15 protein-coding genes are annotated in these 14,730 nt (G+C 41.6%); 8 read left to right on the top strand and 7 right to left on the bottom strand.

Features of this window, described 5'->3' with window-relative positions; genetic code table 11:
- Window positions 1-2: 2 nt before the first annotated feature.
- A complete protein-coding gene (locus tag I595_RS16445) occupies window positions 3-1,202 on the bottom strand; it encodes a DUF3667 domain-containing protein (RefSeq protein WP_054560545.1) in 1,200 nt (399 codons plus the stop codon).
- 29 nt (window positions 1,203-1,231) lie between these two features.
- Entirely contained in the window at window positions 1,232-2,476 is a 1,245-nt protein-coding gene (locus I595_RS16440) for a type IX secretion system plug protein (RefSeq protein ID WP_054560544.1), read from the bottom strand.
- Window positions 2,477-2,629: 153 nt separating this feature from the next.
- Here I595_RS16440 and I595_RS16435 point away from each other — a divergent pair, with 153 nt between their 5' ends.
- From I595_RS16435 to I595_RS16400, 8 genes are all read left to right on the top strand, one after another.
- On the top strand, window positions 2,630-3,982 hold the full coding sequence (locus I595_RS16435) for a Na(+)-translocating NADH-quinone reductase subunit A (protein WP_054560543.1): 1,353 nt from the start codon (window positions 2,630-2,632) through the stop codon (window positions 3,980-3,982).
- Window position 3,983: 1 nt separating this feature from the next.
- Complete coding sequence (locus I595_RS16430; RefSeq protein WP_054560542.1) at window positions 3,984-5,249, top strand: NADH:ubiquinone reductase (Na(+)-transporting) subunit B; 1,266 nt, start codon at window positions 3,984-3,986, stop codon at window positions 5,247-5,249.
- 2 nt (window positions 5,250-5,251) lie between these two features.
- Window positions 5,252-6,001: a Na(+)-translocating NADH-quinone reductase subunit C gene (locus tag I595_RS16425; protein ID WP_054560541.1), complete on the top strand. Its 750-nt coding sequence runs from the start codon at window positions 5,252-5,254 to the stop codon at window positions 5,999-6,001.
- Between the two features lie 3 nt (window positions 6,002-6,004).
- The gene (locus tag I595_RS16420; protein ID WP_054560540.1) at window positions 6,005-6,652 is read left to right on the top strand and encodes an NADH:ubiquinone reductase (Na(+)-transporting) subunit D; all 648 of its coding nucleotides are present in this window, start codon (window positions 6,005-6,007) and stop codon (window positions 6,650-6,652) included.
- 10 nt (window positions 6,653-6,662) lie between these two features.
- On the top strand, window positions 6,663-7,406 hold the full coding sequence (gene nqrE, locus I595_RS16415; RefSeq protein WP_054560539.1) for an NADH:ubiquinone reductase (Na(+)-transporting) subunit E: 744 nt from the start codon (window positions 6,663-6,665) through the stop codon (window positions 7,404-7,406).
- Window position 7,407: 1 nt separating this feature from the next.
- Window positions 7,408-8,718, top strand: a complete 1,311-nt coding sequence (gene nqrF, locus I595_RS16410; RefSeq protein ID WP_054560538.1) for an NADH:ubiquinone reductase (Na(+)-transporting) subunit F — start codon at window positions 7,408-7,410, stop codon at window positions 8,716-8,718.
- 81 nt (window positions 8,719-8,799) lie between these two features.
- Window positions 8,800-9,168, top strand: coding sequence for a hypothetical protein (locus tag I595_RS16405; RefSeq protein WP_054560537.1), 369 nt, complete (start codon window positions 8,800-8,802; stop codon window positions 9,166-9,168).
- A 4-nt stretch (window positions 9,169-9,172) separates the two neighbouring features.
- A complete protein-coding gene (locus I595_RS16400; protein ID WP_245628313.1) occupies window positions 9,173-10,177 on the top strand; it encodes an FAD:protein FMN transferase in 1,005 nt (334 codons plus the stop codon).
- Here the strand turns inward: I595_RS16400 and I595_RS16395 are convergent.
- The 5 genes from I595_RS16395 to I595_RS16380 all read right to left on the bottom strand — a co-directional run bounded on the left by I595_RS16395 (window position 10,156) and on the right by I595_RS16380 (window position 14,711).
- Window positions 10,156-10,941 (bottom strand): class I SAM-dependent methyltransferase, encoded by a 786-nt coding sequence (locus tag I595_RS16395; protein ID WP_054560581.1) that lies wholly within the window; start codon window positions 10,939-10,941, stop codon window positions 10,156-10,158. The genes I595_RS16400 and I595_RS16395 overlap by 22 nt on opposite strands.
- Window positions 10,942-10,943: 2 nt before the next feature.
- Window positions 10,944-11,744: a type I methionyl aminopeptidase gene (gene map / locus I595_RS16390; protein ID WP_054560535.1), complete on the bottom strand. Its 801-nt coding sequence runs from the start codon at window positions 11,742-11,744 to the stop codon at window positions 10,944-10,946.
- Window positions 11,745-11,952: 208 nt separating this feature from the next.
- Window positions 11,953-13,455, bottom strand: coding sequence for a 2,3-bisphosphoglycerate-independent phosphoglycerate mutase (gpmI, locus tag I595_RS16385; RefSeq protein WP_054560534.1), 1,503 nt, complete (start codon window positions 13,453-13,455; stop codon window positions 11,953-11,955).
- A 174-nt stretch (window positions 13,456-13,629) separates the two neighbouring features.
- Window positions 13,630-13,797, bottom strand: a complete 168-nt coding sequence (locus I595_RS17805) for a DUF6747 family protein (protein ID WP_316934170.1) — start codon at window positions 13,795-13,797, stop codon at window positions 13,630-13,632.
- A gap of 146 nt (window positions 13,798-13,943) precedes the next feature.
- Window positions 13,944-14,711, bottom strand: a complete 768-nt coding sequence (locus tag I595_RS16380) for a M48 family metalloprotease (RefSeq protein ID WP_054560580.1) — start codon at window positions 14,709-14,711, stop codon at window positions 13,944-13,946.
- Window positions 14,712-14,730 lie beyond the last annotated feature (19 nt).

The following is a 14,730-nucleotide window of genomic DNA, read 5'->3' as shown; positions in this document are numbered from 1 at the left end:
TGTTAATACGTAATAATGCTTCCAGTAAAAAGCAGAACGGTTGTCAGTACTGCTAAAAACATGAAAACTATGTTTAAGAATACATATTTAATTAGTGTCTTTAAATACCCTTGCCCGTAGAACCTTCTCATTGCCTTAAACAGATATACTGCAAAAAGAAGCAAGAACAATCCCGTCGTAGACCATTTAAAAATAGCGTCTACCGTAAAGCTTAGGATGAGCAAGATAAATAATAAGGATTGGTTGTGAAAACTGAAGATTAAATGATCGGTATAGGTATACTTTTTACGGATATACACCACAAAAAGGAAGACAGTAAACAACGGCAAAAATAAAAATACCACAAATGGCAACTTGGCAATGGTATCATTTAACCATGCCGCAGGTTGTTGCACAACCCTTAATAGGCTCTGTGATGCATTAAAAATCTTGCGGTTGCTCCAATTGTCTGTAATACCGTAGTTAGTTACTGCGTCATCAAAGGACGCTATGGAATCCTTTTTAATGGACCTGTAGAAAAACTTCATTTTGGAAAACAGCATGAAATCGTCCTGGCTTTGCTCCAATTCCTGAAAATATGCTGTTGGATTGGCCAGCATAAGGGAGTCCATTCTTTGGGTTTCCTTGGCATTTAAATCAATTAGCTGTTGTATGGAATCAAGGTTTGGCACTCCTTTGAGCAATTTTGGGTCTTCTGCCCTTAAGGAGTCTAAATCAAAAAACACCTTTTTGAGCTGTCCGCCAGAAGTGATACTGTCCTGTTCCAGTACCTTCTCCATGCTTAGGTTAACCGTAAACTCATCCTGTAAATTTTCCTCTATTTTGAGCTGGTCCAGTGAATTTAAGGAACTGTTGTATCCTACCAGCAATAAATAAATAAAGGCAAGGCTTAACAGAAAGCGAAACGGATTGGTGTAGGACATTCGCTTGCCATTAATATAGTCTTTGGTGATGGTGCCTGGCTTACGGAGCATCGTAAACAAGGTATTCAAAAGTTTGGAATCGTAATTGACCAAACTGGAAAGGAACTCGTCAAAAAAGTCTTTTAAAGTGAGTTTTTTAGTGCTGTTGGCCTGTGAGCAGTTGGGGCAGTACTTATCGCTTTTATCCAAGGAGTGATGACAGTTTTTACAGCTTTCCCCGCGATATTTTAACTCATATCGACCTTTAGATAAGAACCTCTTTTTGTTTTTTAAGTTCATTGTTTGGCCATGGCATTGGTGATAATAAGTTAATTACTGATGGTCTGTGAGTTCGTGGTGCCAATGCCTATAATGCTGTCGTAAAACTCTCCAAAATCCCTGTAATAGACCAATATCAGGTAGTTGTTCTCCGTAAAATGGAAGTTGCCGCTAATTTGGTTGGGCGCTAGGGTGCCATCTTCTTTTTCTACAATGAACTTGTAGTTATAAAAACCCTGTTTTATTGGGTAAACCAGTTCCAGGTTCCCAGTTGTATCGTTGTATCTCATCAGGTTTTCCTCGCTAAGATCATAATTATTGAATTTTCCATACACATAGACATGGTCCAAGCCAAGCTCAGGGGTGTAAGGGAGATAAAAATGAACGTTGGTATATTCCGCTTCCCTAGACACATCATCACCTTGCAAGGTCCTTACCACAAAATCCCCGTTGATGTCTGGGAAAAAGGTATAAGGTCTGTCATACCGATATTGGTTGGGAAAAAGATAATGATGGTAAAGTTCTTTAAATTCTATCCTAGAGATGGCAAAGGTTGGGGTCCTTAAATCCTTTGTGTCAAAATTCAAAAACTCATTCCCGCCATAAAAGCTTGTTTCTTGGTCATACCTATACACCAATTCGTTGCCGATGGTAAATTGCGGTTTTAAATTGTAGAGCGCTGTTGGCCAAAAGTGGTTTTGGATAATAGCTACCTTTATTTCCTTTTTAGGGTTGACAACAGGAAAGCCTGCCGTATTTATGGTAAACTGAACCACCTGTTTTTCATTGATATACTCAAAGTCCCTGGAACGCTTAACCACACCGCCAACGCTTACTAAATCTTTGTACACTACAAAACGTCTAGTGAACTGCAGTTCTTGATGCATATTATATATTTCCAAAACGTAGTTGCCACTTACTTTTAGCTTAACTTCATTGTTGGGTATGGTTAATCTGTAGTTGGAATAGGGCTGTAAGGTATTATAACTATTTTCATAATCAATAATACGCTGGTTGTCAATACCTATAAGATATTGGGATTTTAGCAACTGTGACGGTGTCCAGTCGTAATCACAATGCACAATTTTATAATAATAATCTTGTTCGCTTGCGGTAAGGTCGTCAAATTCAAGATATATCGACTCATCTAACTTAACAACAGGAAATTGATCTTCCGTTGGCCCCTTAAAAATTATGGTCTTAATGTTGGCAGGTGGGTTGATCTCTTCCTGCACCTGGGAAAAAGCACAAATTGTTGTTAAAAAAACAAGGAGATGTTTAAGGAAAAAACGCATTAAAAGCTTAATTTAAAAGTAAAGGTAAACAAAAAGCATACCTAACAAAGTAAGCTCGTCATAAACCCCAAATTTCTAGACAATAATTACTTTTTTAACCGTTTTAATATTAAATTTGCGTGCATTTTTTATTAACCTAAGGGAGATACCAATATGTCTACAGACATCCGAATCAAAAAAGGTTTAACTATTAATTTGGTGGGGGAAGCGGAAAAGATTACCTCAAAGGCTGTGCAAAGTAACATCTATGCCATTAATTTGGACGATTTCCACGGCATAACCCCAAAAATGTTGTTGAAGGAGGGTGCTGAGGTAAAAGCGGGTGAACCTCTCTTTTATAATAAGAATGTAGAGGATATGCTTTTTGTCTCCCCAGTGAGTGGTGAGCTTGTGGAGATTGTTAGGGGTGCAAGAAGAAGAATACTTACATTAAAGATTTTAGCGGATAAGCAACAAGAGTTCCATATTTCCAAAACAGTGGATTTGGACCATGCTGACGCTGACACGGTAAGGCATTTGTTGCTTAAATCTGGCTGTTGGCCCTTTATCAAGCAAAGGCCCTATGACGTGGTTGCCAACCCAGATGCCACGCCAAAGGCCATTTTTATTTCTGGCTACAATACGGCCCCTTTGGCCGCAGATGTGGATTACGTGCTCAACGGAAAGGAAGCGGAGTTGCAAGCTGCCATTACGGCTTTGGGTAAATTAACTCCAGGGAAAATACATATTGGTGTGGGAAATACGGCCACGTCCCCATTGGCATCCATCAAAGGGACTACGCTACACAAGGTTTCTGGTCCGCATCCCGCGGGTTTGGTTGGTACCCATATCAATAAAATAGACCCTATAAATAAAGGAGAAACTGTCTGGACATTGGCTCCACAGGATTTGGTCGTCATCGGAGAATTTTTATTGACTGGTAAATTTAATGCAGAGCGCATAGTAGCCTTGGTTGGTTCCTCGGTGAAATCTCCTCAATACTATACCACTAAAATAGGTGCTGAAATTTCTACCTTTCTTTATGCCAGCGGTGTTAAGGAAGATAAATTCAGATTAATTAATGGAGACGTGCTTACAGGAGCCAAAACCACCCCCGAGGGCAATTTGGGCTTTTACAATAACACCGTAACCGCTATTCCCGAGGGTGATGATTATGAGTTCTTTGGCTGGAACAAGCCGGTGTTCAACAAAATTTCATCCACGAGGGCTTTGACATTTTCCTGGCTGAACAAAAACAAAAAATATGATTTGGATACCAATACCAATGGTGAGCATCGCGCTTTTGTGGTGACCGGCAGATATGAAGAGGTGTTCCCGTTGGATATTTATCCACTACAATTGCTAAAAGCCTGCATGGTAAAGGATTTGGATGAAATGGAGCAATTGGGCATGTATGAGGTAGCTCCGGAAGATTTTGCATTAACCGAGTTTATTTGTATCTCAAAGCAACCCCACCAACAAATTATAAGGGAAGGTCTAGATTTAATGTTACAAGAAATTGGATAAAATGGGCATGAAAGAAAAATTACACGAGCTTAAACTAAAGTATCAAGGCAAGAAAATGGCGCCAGCCTTTAATGCCATCCACACTTTTTTATACTCCCCTAATGAAACCACCCACTCTGGTGGTCATGTTAGGGCCGTTGATGACCTAAAACGAACGATGAATACGGTCATTATTGCATTATTGCCATGTTTGTTGTTTGGTATTTTTAATGCAGGTTACCAACACTATTCCGCAGTTAATGGATTTCCTGCAGATTTCTCTATTTTGGAACACTTTATTACCTGGGACAATTTTTGGTTAGGTGCCATTACCGTACTTCCTTTGGTTGTTGTATCATACGGGGTTGGTTTGGCCATAGAATTCGTATTTGCCGTGATTAAGGGGCACGAGGTAGAAGAGGGGTATTTGGTGACCGGTATGTTGGTTCCATTGATTATTCCCGTAGATACCCCACTTTGGATGCTCGCTGTTGCGGTAGCCTTTGGGGTGGTTATTGGCAAAGAGGTTTTTGGCGGAACGGGAATGAATATATTAAACCCTGCACTCACCATACGTGCGTTCTTGTTTTTTGCTTATCCAACCTGGATGAGTGGTGATAAGGTCTGGGTGCATGAAGGGGTAGCGAGAGCGGGTACTGCAGATGCTATATCTGGCGAAACTATTTTAGGATACTTGGCACAAGGAAAATCAGAGGCGATGTACGCCAAATATGATCTCGCAGAGATGTTCTATGGTTTTATCCCGGGTTCAGTTGGCGAAACTTCCACATTCTTGATTTTATTGGGAGGCCTATTTTTGATTTTTACCAAAATTGCAAGTTGGAGAATTATGCTAAGTGCCGTAATTGGTTCATTGGCCATGGGGCTTATTTTCAATTGGGTGGTAGATGCGGGAATTATTCCTGAATACAGCAAGTTTTACGGATTAATGCAGTTTGATTTCTGGAAACATTTAATTGTTGGAGGGCTTGCCTTCGGTATTGTATATATGGCAACAGACCCGGTTACGGGTTCACAGACCAATAAGGGAAAATGGATTTACGGTTTTTTCATCGGCTTTATTTCCGTGATGATTCGCGTATTCAACCCAGGTTATCCAGAAGGGGTTTTCTTAGCCATATTGTTGATGAATGTTTTTGCGCCTACTATAGATCATTATGTGGTCCAAGGAAATGTGCGCAGAAGAATGAAGCGATTGAAAAATGCGACCATTTTACCAAAACCATCGGATGGTAAGGCAGAGGCGCTAAAAGTTGAAACAGTTTAGTTATGGCTATCAATACAGATAAAAACGGATATACCATCCTCTTTTCGGTACTAATGGTAATTGTCGTTGGTTCCATCTTAGCTTTCTTGGCCTCTGGGTTAAGTGACCGTATCAAGGAAAACGAACGTTTTGAGAAACAACAAAATATCCTGTACGCCATGGGAGTGCATGAGAATACACCAGATAGCGGTGTAAACTTCATTCCCACAGATGTGGTCGAGGAAAAGTTTGAGGAAAACATCACGGAGCAGTACGTGCTCATCGATGGGGAAATCAAAAAGGATGATAATGCATTTTCACTAGACGTTAAAAAGGAAATAGCGGCCTTCAAAAAAGGGGAAGAGGCAAAATTACCCATTTTTGTTGGTAAAAAGGACGGTGAAAATGTATACGTACTGCCAATGTACGGCAAAGGTTTATGGGATGCCATTTGGGGTTTTATTTCTGTAGACAAGAACATGGTGGTTCAGGGAGTGTATTTTGACCATAAAGGCGAAACTGCTGGCTTAGGCGCTAACATTAAACTTCGTTTTTTTATGGATGACTTTATCGGAGAATCCCTTTTGGATGGTGGTAGCTATGCCGGGATTACCGTATCAAAAACCAATAATGACCCTGTGAATGAGGATAAGCAAGATAATGAGGTAGATGCCATAGCCGGTTCCACGATAACAGGAAATGGTGTTACCGCTATGATTAAAGAAACATTAAAGGCGTACAAGCCTTATTTAGAAACCATAAGAACCAACTAAAAGATGGCACTATTATCAAAAAAAGATGCAAATCTCATCTTGGATCCGCTAGCGGACAACAATCCCATTACCATTCAGGTCTTGGGCATATGTTCAGCATTGGCGATTACGGCGGAACTTAAGGCGTCCCTAGTAATGTCTATTTCCGTAATCTTTGTGATGGGCGTGGGCAACGTTGTCATCTCTTTGATGCGAAATTTAATTCCCTCCAAAATCAGGATTATTGCACAGCTCATCGTTGTAGCTACCCTTGTAATTGTGGTAGATCAGGTCTTAAAGGCATTTGCCTATGAACTAAGTAAGACGCTATCGGTCTTTGTGGGATTGATCATTACCAACTGTATTATTATGGGTAGGTTTGAAGCCTTTGCGTTGGGGAATGGTGTGTGGCGTTCCTTCTTGGACGGTATCGGAAATGCATTGGGTTACGGTGTCATTCTGGTCATGGTAGGCTTTTTTAGGGAACTTCTTGGCGCAGGTACCTTGTTTGGTATCCCTGTACTTGGTGATCCCATCACTAAAACTGGGTTGTACGCCATTGGATATGAGAACAACGGTTTTATGATTATTCCACCGGCGGCCCTCATCGTGGTTGGTATCATTATTTGGGTGCAACGTTCCAGAAATAAGGCATTAATAGAAGAAGCTTAAATACAGCATTATGTTAGAGCATTTAGAATTGTTTTTCAAATCCATATTTATTGATAACATGGTGTTTGCCGTGTTCTTGGGTATGTGTTCCTATTTGGCGGTTTCCAAGAAGGTAGCTACCGCCGTTGGGCTTGGTGCAGCCGTTATTTTTGTATTGGCCGTTACGGTACCCTTAAACTGGTTGTTGGATCAATATTTATTGCGAGATGGTGCCTTGGTCTGGCTTGGGCCAGAGTATGCAGACTACAATCTAAGTTTTTTATCGTTCATCATGTTTATCGCAACCATTGCAACCATGGTGCAACTTGTGGAAATTATAGTGGAAAAATTTTCTCCATCCTTGTATAACTCCCTAGGTATATTTTTACCACTGATCGCTGTGAACTGCGCCATTTTAGGGGGTTCCTTATTTATGCAGGCTAGGGAAATACCTTCACTGGGCTTGGCGTTAAACTATGGTATTAGCTCCGGTATCGGATGGTTTTTGGCCATTGTCGCCATTGCTGCAATTCGTGAAAAAATCAGGTATTCCAATGTACCGCCACCACTTCGGGGTTTGGGAATAACCTTTATTATTACAGGGTTGATGGGCATTGGTTTTCAAAGTTTTGGTGGCATGTTAACTGGTGACAATGATCCTCCTGAGGGAACGGAACCAACAACAGTGGAGAAAATAGAGGAAAAGAAAATGATTGAAGAAGAGTTACAAGCCGATGACAAAGCGGTCTCTTATAACCCTTTAATAAAAGAATAAAATGATTTTAGCTACAAGTACTGGTGGTACCATTATAATAACCGTAGTTGCATTTTTAGTCCTATTGCTACTCTTGGTGGCCTTGCTATTGGTAACCAAAGAAAAGCTTTCGCCATCAGGCCCCGTTACCTTGACCATCAATGGAGAGAAAAAAATAGAGGTTGCATCTGGTGGTACGCTCTTATCAACATTAGGGAATCAAAAAGTGTTTTTGCCATCTGCTTGTGGTGGTGGGGGAACTTGCATACAGTGCGAATGCCATGTGCTTTCGGGTGGTGGTGAGGCCTTACCAACAGAAACTCCGCACTTCTCCAGAAAGGAATTGCAACAGGGAGCCCGCCTTGCTTGCCAGGTAAAGGTAAAACAGGATATGGATATTACCATTCCTGAAGAGGTTTTTGGTATCAAAAAATGGCCTGCTAAAGTGGTGCGTAATTACAACGTGGCTTCCTTTATCAAAGAGTTTGTAGTGGAAATCCCTGAGGATATGGGCTACAAGGCTGGTGGATATATCCAGATTGAAGTACCCAAGTGTGAAGTGAAGTTCGCCGATATGGACATTACCGCACATCCAGAAGAACATGATACGCCCGATAAGTTTAAGGCAGAATGGGATAAGTTTAATTTATGGCCCTTGGTCATGAAAAATCCCGAGATGGTAGAGCGCGCCTATTCAATGGCTTCTTTTCCAGCAGAGGGTCGTGAGATTATGTTGAACGTCCGTATTGCCACACCGCCATGGGATAGGGCCAAGAATGGCTGGATGGACGTAAACCCAGGGGTTGCCTCCTCATATATTTTTGGGCTTAAACCAGGGGATGATGTGGTGATATCAGGGCCTTACGGGGAGTTCTTTATTAATGAGTCGGATTCAGAGATGTTATATGTTGGTGGTGGTGCTGGTATGGCGCCGATGCGGTCTCACCTCTATCATCTTTTCAAAACCCTAAAAACGGATAGAAAAGTGACATATTGGTACGGTGGACGTTCCAAACGTGAATTATTTTACCTGGATCATTTTTATCAATTGGAAAAAGAGTTTCCTAACTTTAAGTTTTATTTGGCCCTTTCTGAGCCTTTGGAAGAGGACAACTGGAAGGTGAAAAAGGATATTAATGACGAAGAGGGGGATGGTTTCGTAGGATTTATCCATAACTGTGTGATTGATCACTATTTGAGTCATCATGAGTCCCCAGAGGATATTGAATTGTATTTCTGTGGACCTCCATTAATGAACCAAGCAGTGCAGAAAATGGGTGAAGATTTTGGAATTCCGGATGAGCATATTCGCTTTGATGATTTTGGTGGGTAAACACTTATTAAGTAGTACATATTTAAAACGCCTAAACAAACCGATGCCCATAAAGTGTCGGTTTTTTAGTTCAATTAGCATATGGGAAGAAAATTGACCGAACAGGAATTGCACAATTTGGCCATGAATATTGTGGGCAAGCAACTGGAGCAGGAAGGTTATGATTTTCTAGCTGTAAACAGTAAGTTGAAAAAGAACCCCCAGTTTGTCTGTACCAAGGAGAAAAAAATGAGCTTTATTGTAGTAAAGAGCATTGAATACCCAGGAGACCCAAAGGATATGGAGTTTTTTAAGGCAGATTTGCATAAAATGAGGGACCATGCGGAAAAATTTGAAGCCAGAACCTTCTATGCGGCCGTAGGTCTGGTCAATGCCAAAGACCATAATTTGCCTGTGTACCTTAATGAAGATTATGTAGTGGATTATGATGGCCTTGTGGAAATTAAATAAACGTATGCAAAGAATAGTATTTTGTTGTCTCGGTGTATTCTTTCTACAGTGCCATACGCCAACGCCCTGGGTTAAGAATCAAAAAATTGGAAATGCATTTGGCACTACTTATTCCATTATTTATTTAAGTGACTCCCCCATAGATTACCAACGGGAAATAGATTCTGTGGTTAACGCCGTCAACCGGTCCATGTCCACGTATCTGCCGGATTCAGATATTTCAAAAATCAACCAAGGGGATTCTACGCTAATAGTGGATAAGATGTTTAGGGATGTTTTTGCCATTTCAACCAAAGTAAATAAGGTATCCAATGGATATTTTGATCCAACGGTTGGGGTATTGGCCAATGCTTGGGGTTTTGGCCCAGGGGAACAGCAAGAGCTGGATAGCATAAAGGTAGATAGTTTGTTACGGTATGTAGGCTGGCAAAAAGTTAGCTTGGATGCCCAAGGCCGCGTCAAGAAAAAACATGCGGCCATTCGGTTTGATTTTAATGCGGTCGCCAAAGGATATGCCATAGATAGGCTGGGTGCCATGCTAGACCAAAAAGGGATTGTTCATTATTTGGTGGAAGTAGGCGGAGAGATTTTGGCAAAAGGGCAAAATAAGGTCAAGAATAAACAATGGACGGTAGGGGTAGACAATCCAAACGACGTGCTGGTGCGTGGTGCAGCCGCGGTACTCAATTTAGAAAATGCGGCCTTGGCCTCCTCCGGAAATTACCGTAAGTTCAGATATGATTCCGAAACCGGGGAGAAATATGTACATACTATTGACCCATTAACGGGATATACCAAAAATGCCAAGGTGCTTGCCGCTACGGTGATTGCTGAGAATTGTGCAACTGCAGACGCTTACGCAACCGCTATAATGGCCATGGACTTGGAAATGTCCAAGGAGGTTTTGGGGAACGATAACAATTTGGATGCATTTATCATCTATCTAGATAAAGACGATGTCATGGAAACCTTTATGACGGCCGGTTTTCAAGAGCGTTTAGTGGAATAAGGTTTTTTTGCCAAGGGAATAATTTCCCCTTTGGCCAACCTGTAGGTTTCTATTTGGTTTTCAGACAGGCTCTTGGTGTAGTCCACCTCTTCCACCAAGAATCCAATACTCCTTAATTTTTCAAAATAATCCCTTCCATAGACACGGACATGATCATATTGCCCAAATATCCTTGCCCGTTCTTTTTTATCGCTAATCGTATCATCTTCAAAGGTGGTGATTTTGGTCATGTCTTGAGGGACCTGAAAAATTCCCCATCCGCCCGGTTTTAAGACCCGATACAATTCTTGCATGGCTATGGTGTCCTCAGGGATGTGTTCCAATACATGGTTGCATAAAATCACATCAAACTCATTCGTTCCAAAGGGGAGTTTACAGATATCGGCCTTGACATCTGCAAGTGGTGAGCTTAAATCCGTTGTGACATAGGTAATGTTATCCTTCCTTTTAAAACGCTTGTAAAATGCTTGTTCTGGTGCAAAATGCAGCAGTTTAATGTCTTTTGTAAATAAGTCGGTTTCATTCTTCAGGTATAACCATAATAGTCTATGGCGCTCCAAGGATAGGGTAGAAGGGGATAGCACCCCCTCTCTGGGATTTTCATAACCGTAGGGTAAAAATTTTCTAAACCCTTTACCGTCTATGGGGTCTATATAGGTATTGCCGCGTAGGTATAACGCCAAAAGGGGGCGCACCCAATAACTTAGGGTAATCAGCAATGGCCTGGGTATAAGGTTTAGAAAGAATTTAAAAAAACGGGACATGGTCATTTAAACTCTATTTCCTCATCAGATGTAATGCCCAAAGCATCATAGATATACTGGAAAGTGGATAATAATTGCGGTTTTCCGTCCACTAGGGCAACATCGTGCTCAAAATGTGCACTTGGTTTCCCGTCCGCCGTTAAAATGGTCCATCCATCACTGAGCTGTTTAATGCGGCGTGTGCCCATATTTACCATCGGTTCTATGGCTACCACCATTCCGTTGGCGAATTTCTTGCCCCTACCACGTTTGCCGTAATTGGGCATTTGGGGGTCTTCATGTAATTTTTTTCCTAGGCCGTGTCCCACCAATTCGCGCACAATACCATAGCCGTGCTGCTCACAAAAGGATTGTATGGCAAAGCCTACGTCCCCTACGCGGTTGCCAAGTTTAAATTCTCGAATACCATGGTACAATGATGCTTTGGTTACCTGCAAGAGTTTTTTGGTTTCTTGGGCAACTTCACCTACCTCAAAAGTGTAGGCATGGTCTCCATAATACCCATTTTTAAGGGCACCGCAATCTACTGAGATAATATCTCCTTCTTTAAGCGGTTCATTATTAGGTATTCCATGTACCACTTGGGCGTTAGGACTCCAATTTAGGGTGTTTGGAAAGTCATACATGCCCAGAAATCCCGGTGAGGCGCCCTGTTCGCGGATAAATTCCTCGGCCATTTTATCCAATTTTAGTGGATGGGCCCCGGGTTTGATTTCGGATGCGATCATACCCAAGGTTTTGGAAACCACTAGGGCGCTTTCTCGCATGAGTTCTATCTCTTCTGCAGTTTTGATTTTTATCATGTAAACAAAGGTACTGTTAGTTTTTTACTCGATAATCGAGATTTAAAAATGTGATTTAATGCTTCTGTTCAAATCAGTTATGATTTTCCTTTTAAAGTCTATCGAGATTCCCCCAAGTTTATTTACTACTCTATGAAAGCTGAACCCAAGTTCTGTCCGTTATATTTTCCCAGCCCTTAGAATTATCCTATATCCATATTGGGCACTACTATACCAATGCTTTTTGGGTCATGGCAGCCGGCTGTTCTACTCCCATGAGTTTTAAAATGGTAGGGGCGATGTCTCCTAAGACCCCATCGGAGATTTGTTTTATATCGGTATCTACCAGAATAAGGGGGACAGGGTTGGTGGTGTGAGCGGTATTTGGGCTACCATCAGGGTTCACCATGGTGTCACAATTACCGTGATCTGCAATTACAATGGTAGTATAGCCATGCTCCAGTCCGGTGTTTATCACATCTTTGGCACATTCATCCACTACTTCACATGCTTTAATTGCCGCTGTCATGCTTCCGGTATGGCCTACCATATCGGGGTTGGCAAAATTGAGACAGACAAAATCTACTATTTCTTTTTTTAATTCGGGAATTATGGCATTACGAATGTCATAAGCACTCATTTCTGGCTGCATATCATAGGTGGCTACCTTTGGCGAGGGGCAAAGGATTCGATTTTCGCCCTCAAAGGGTTCTTCGCGTCCACCATTAAAGAAAAAGGTAACATGGGGATATTTTTCTGTTTCTGCGATACGTATCTGTTTCTTTTTCGCTTTTGCCAAAGTTTCCCCAAGGGTTTGTTCAATATTGTCCTTGTCGTATATGACTTTTACCCCAACATAGGATTCGTCATAATTGGTCATGGTTACGTAATAGAGGTCCAGTTTTTTCATATTAAAATCGGGCATATCGGTCTGGTGGAGCACCTGTGTCAGTTCACGGCCCCTATCCGTCCTAAAATTGAAGAACACGACAACGTCACCATCTTCAATGGTGCCTTTTTCATCCACCACAATAGGCTCTATAAATTCATCCGTTGTTCCGGCATCATAGTTCTTTTGGATGGTAGCGCCAATGTCCGAAGTGGTTTCACCAATACCCTTTACCATTACCTTGTATGCTTTATTAACGCGTTCCCATCGCTTGTCACGGTCCATGGCAAAGTAGCGGCCAATGACCGTTGCCAGTTTGGTAGGTTTATCTGCACAAAACGTTTGCAGATCTATTAAAAAACCTTTTCCACTCTTTGGGTCTACATCACGGCCATCCGTAAATGCATGCACGTAGGATGTTTTTACCCCGCTTTCCGCACTCGCGGTAATCAGGGCCTTTAAATGGTTGATATGGCTATGTACCCCACCATCACTGACCAAACCCAAAAAATGAACTGGTTTGTTGTTTTTTTTGGCATAATCAAACGCCGCTTGTAACACCGGTTCGCTTTTTAGGGAATCTTCGGCTACGGCCTTGTTTATTTTAGCGAAATCTTGATAAACAATACGGCCTGCACCAAGGTTCATATGCCCTACTTCACTATTTCCCATTTGTCCTTCTGGCAACCCAACATTCATTCCATCTGTCCGTAAATTGGCGTTGGGATATTGCTCGTATAAACTGTCCACAAAGGGCGTATTTGCTTGATCGATCGCAGAAATCTTTGGGTCCGGGGATTTGCCCCAACCATCAAGAATCATTAAAATAACTTTTTTGTCCATCTGTACTTGGTTTGTATTTCAAAAATAGGCCGTTTTTGCGGGTAGCCCTAGGATTTAGTGACTTTTCAAACAGAAAAACCTACGCTGCGGCGGGCATAAAAAAACCCGTTCCAAATAAGAACAGGTTTTTGTTTACCCTTATAGTGTTCAGGTAAAAGAGTACGTATAATAGCTTTAAAAATGGAATCCGGTAAACATACGATACACAAATGCGTATAGTGCAATGGCAAACATGAACGCGCAAAATAAGGTATAACCCTTTAAAAGAGCCACCACAAATTTTGGCCATCTCTCATCAAAAGCGTTGATATATAAATTTTTAACGTGTAGAAATGTCCCCATATAAGTGTTCTTTTTATATAGCAAGAGTGGGAAGTCCTACGGTAATAAGATTTGGTTATGCTAAAGTTATAAAAAACTTGGACTAGTACATGATATATCGGTGGAAGGGGCAAAAATATCGTTCACTAATCGATAAACGGTGCTATTTACCGACCTTGAAACTTTACAATGGCCTCTTTGATTTTTTCTATACGGTTCTCTGGATCGGGATGCGTGCTTTGAAATTCTGGTACACGGTTGGGTCCTGCAGCGGCTTTTAAAATTTTCATCACCTCAATCATTTGATAGGGGTCGTAACCAGATTGTATCATGAATAATACCCCGAGTTCATCACTTTCCAACTCATCATCCCTGCCGTTGGTCAATAATTTATTCTGGCCAATACCTTGCACAAGACCACCCATATCCCCGCCAACAGAGGCACCCATGGTCAAGGTTTGCCAGAAGTTGCTATCTGCGATACGTTCCGCAGAATGTCTACCGATAACATGGCCTATTTCATGTCCCAGCACGCCTGCCAGTTGCGATTCATTTAATTTGGAAAATAGCGCGTAGGTGATAAAACACTGGCCTCCTGGCAAGGCAAAGGCATTAATGGTCCTATCATCTGCCAATAAATGAAAATCATATTTATAAGGAGTTTCCCTAGCGATGCTGTTATTGACCAATTTATTGCCCACGGCGTCCACAAAAGCCTGTAAGCGTTCATCTGGGTAGAGGCCACCATGCTGCTGGGCCATTTCAGGCGCACTTTGCAGTCCAATGGCAATTTCTTGGTCTGCACTCATGTTGATATGCTGCTCCCTTCCCGTGTAGGGGTTTTGTTCCGTGTTACTACATTTTTGAAAATAGGCAAAAGCGACAATCGCAAGCCCTATGAAAATCCGTATTTTCCAACTACCTCTACTTCTCATGGCCATATCTAAATTACAT

The sequence above is a fragment of the Croceitalea dokdonensis DOKDO 023 genome (genome assembly GCF_001306415.1).
Taxonomy (GTDB): domain Bacteria; phylum Bacteroidota; class Bacteroidia; order Flavobacteriales; family Flavobacteriaceae; genus Croceitalea; species Croceitalea dokdonensis.
The sequence above is the reverse complement of the archived record's forward strand: the minus strand, read 5'-3'. Positions and strand labels throughout refer to the sequence as shown.

Coding starts and splice junctions, on each gene's coding strand:
- I595_RS16395 (WP_054560581.1), bottom strand. CDS start 10,941: ATGTCCCGTTTTTTTAAATTCTTTCTAAACCTTATACCCAGGCCATTG.
- gpmI (WP_054560534.1), bottom strand. CDS start 13,455: ATGGACAAAAAAGTTATTTTAATGATTCTTGATGGTTGGGGCAAATCC.
- nqrE (WP_054560539.1), top strand. CDS start 6,663: ATGTTAGAGCATTTAGAATTGTTTTTCAAATCCATATTTATTGATAAC.
- I595_RS16435 (WP_054560543.1), top strand. CDS start 2,630: ATGTCTACAGACATCCGAATCAAAAAAGGTTTAACTATTAATTTGGTG.
- I595_RS16400 (WP_245628313.1), top strand. CDS start 9,173: ATGCAAAGAATAGTATTTTGTTGTCTCGGTGTATTCTTTCTACAGTGC.
- I595_RS16445 (WP_054560545.1), bottom strand. CDS start 1,202: ATGAACTTAAAAAACAAAAAGAGGTTCTTATCTAAAGGTCGATATGAG.
- I595_RS16380 (WP_054560580.1), bottom strand. CDS start 14,711: ATGAGAAGTAGAGGTAGTTGGAAAATACGGATTTTCATAGGGCTTGCG.
- I595_RS16430 (WP_054560542.1), top strand. CDS start 3,984: ATGGGCATGAAAGAAAAATTACACGAGCTTAAACTAAAGTATCAAGGC.
- I595_RS16405 (WP_054560537.1), top strand. CDS start 8,800: ATGGGAAGAAAATTGACCGAACAGGAATTGCACAATTTGGCCATGAAT.
- I595_RS16425 (WP_054560541.1), top strand. CDS start 5,252: ATGGCTATCAATACAGATAAAAACGGATATACCATCCTCTTTTCGGTA.
- I595_RS17805 (WP_316934170.1), bottom strand. CDS start 13,797: ATGGGGACATTTCTACACGTTAAAAATTTATATATCAACGCTTTTGAT.
- nqrF (WP_054560538.1), top strand. CDS start 7,408: ATGATTTTAGCTACAAGTACTGGTGGTACCATTATAATAACCGTAGTT.
- I595_RS16420 (WP_054560540.1), top strand. CDS start 6,005: ATGGCACTATTATCAAAAAAAGATGCAAATCTCATCTTGGATCCGCTA.
- I595_RS16440 (WP_054560544.1), bottom strand. CDS start 2,476: ATGCGTTTTTTCCTTAAACATCTCCTTGTTTTTTTAACAACAATTTGT.
- map (WP_054560535.1), bottom strand. CDS start 11,744: ATGATAAAAATCAAAACTGCAGAAGAGATAGAACTCATGCGAGAAAGC.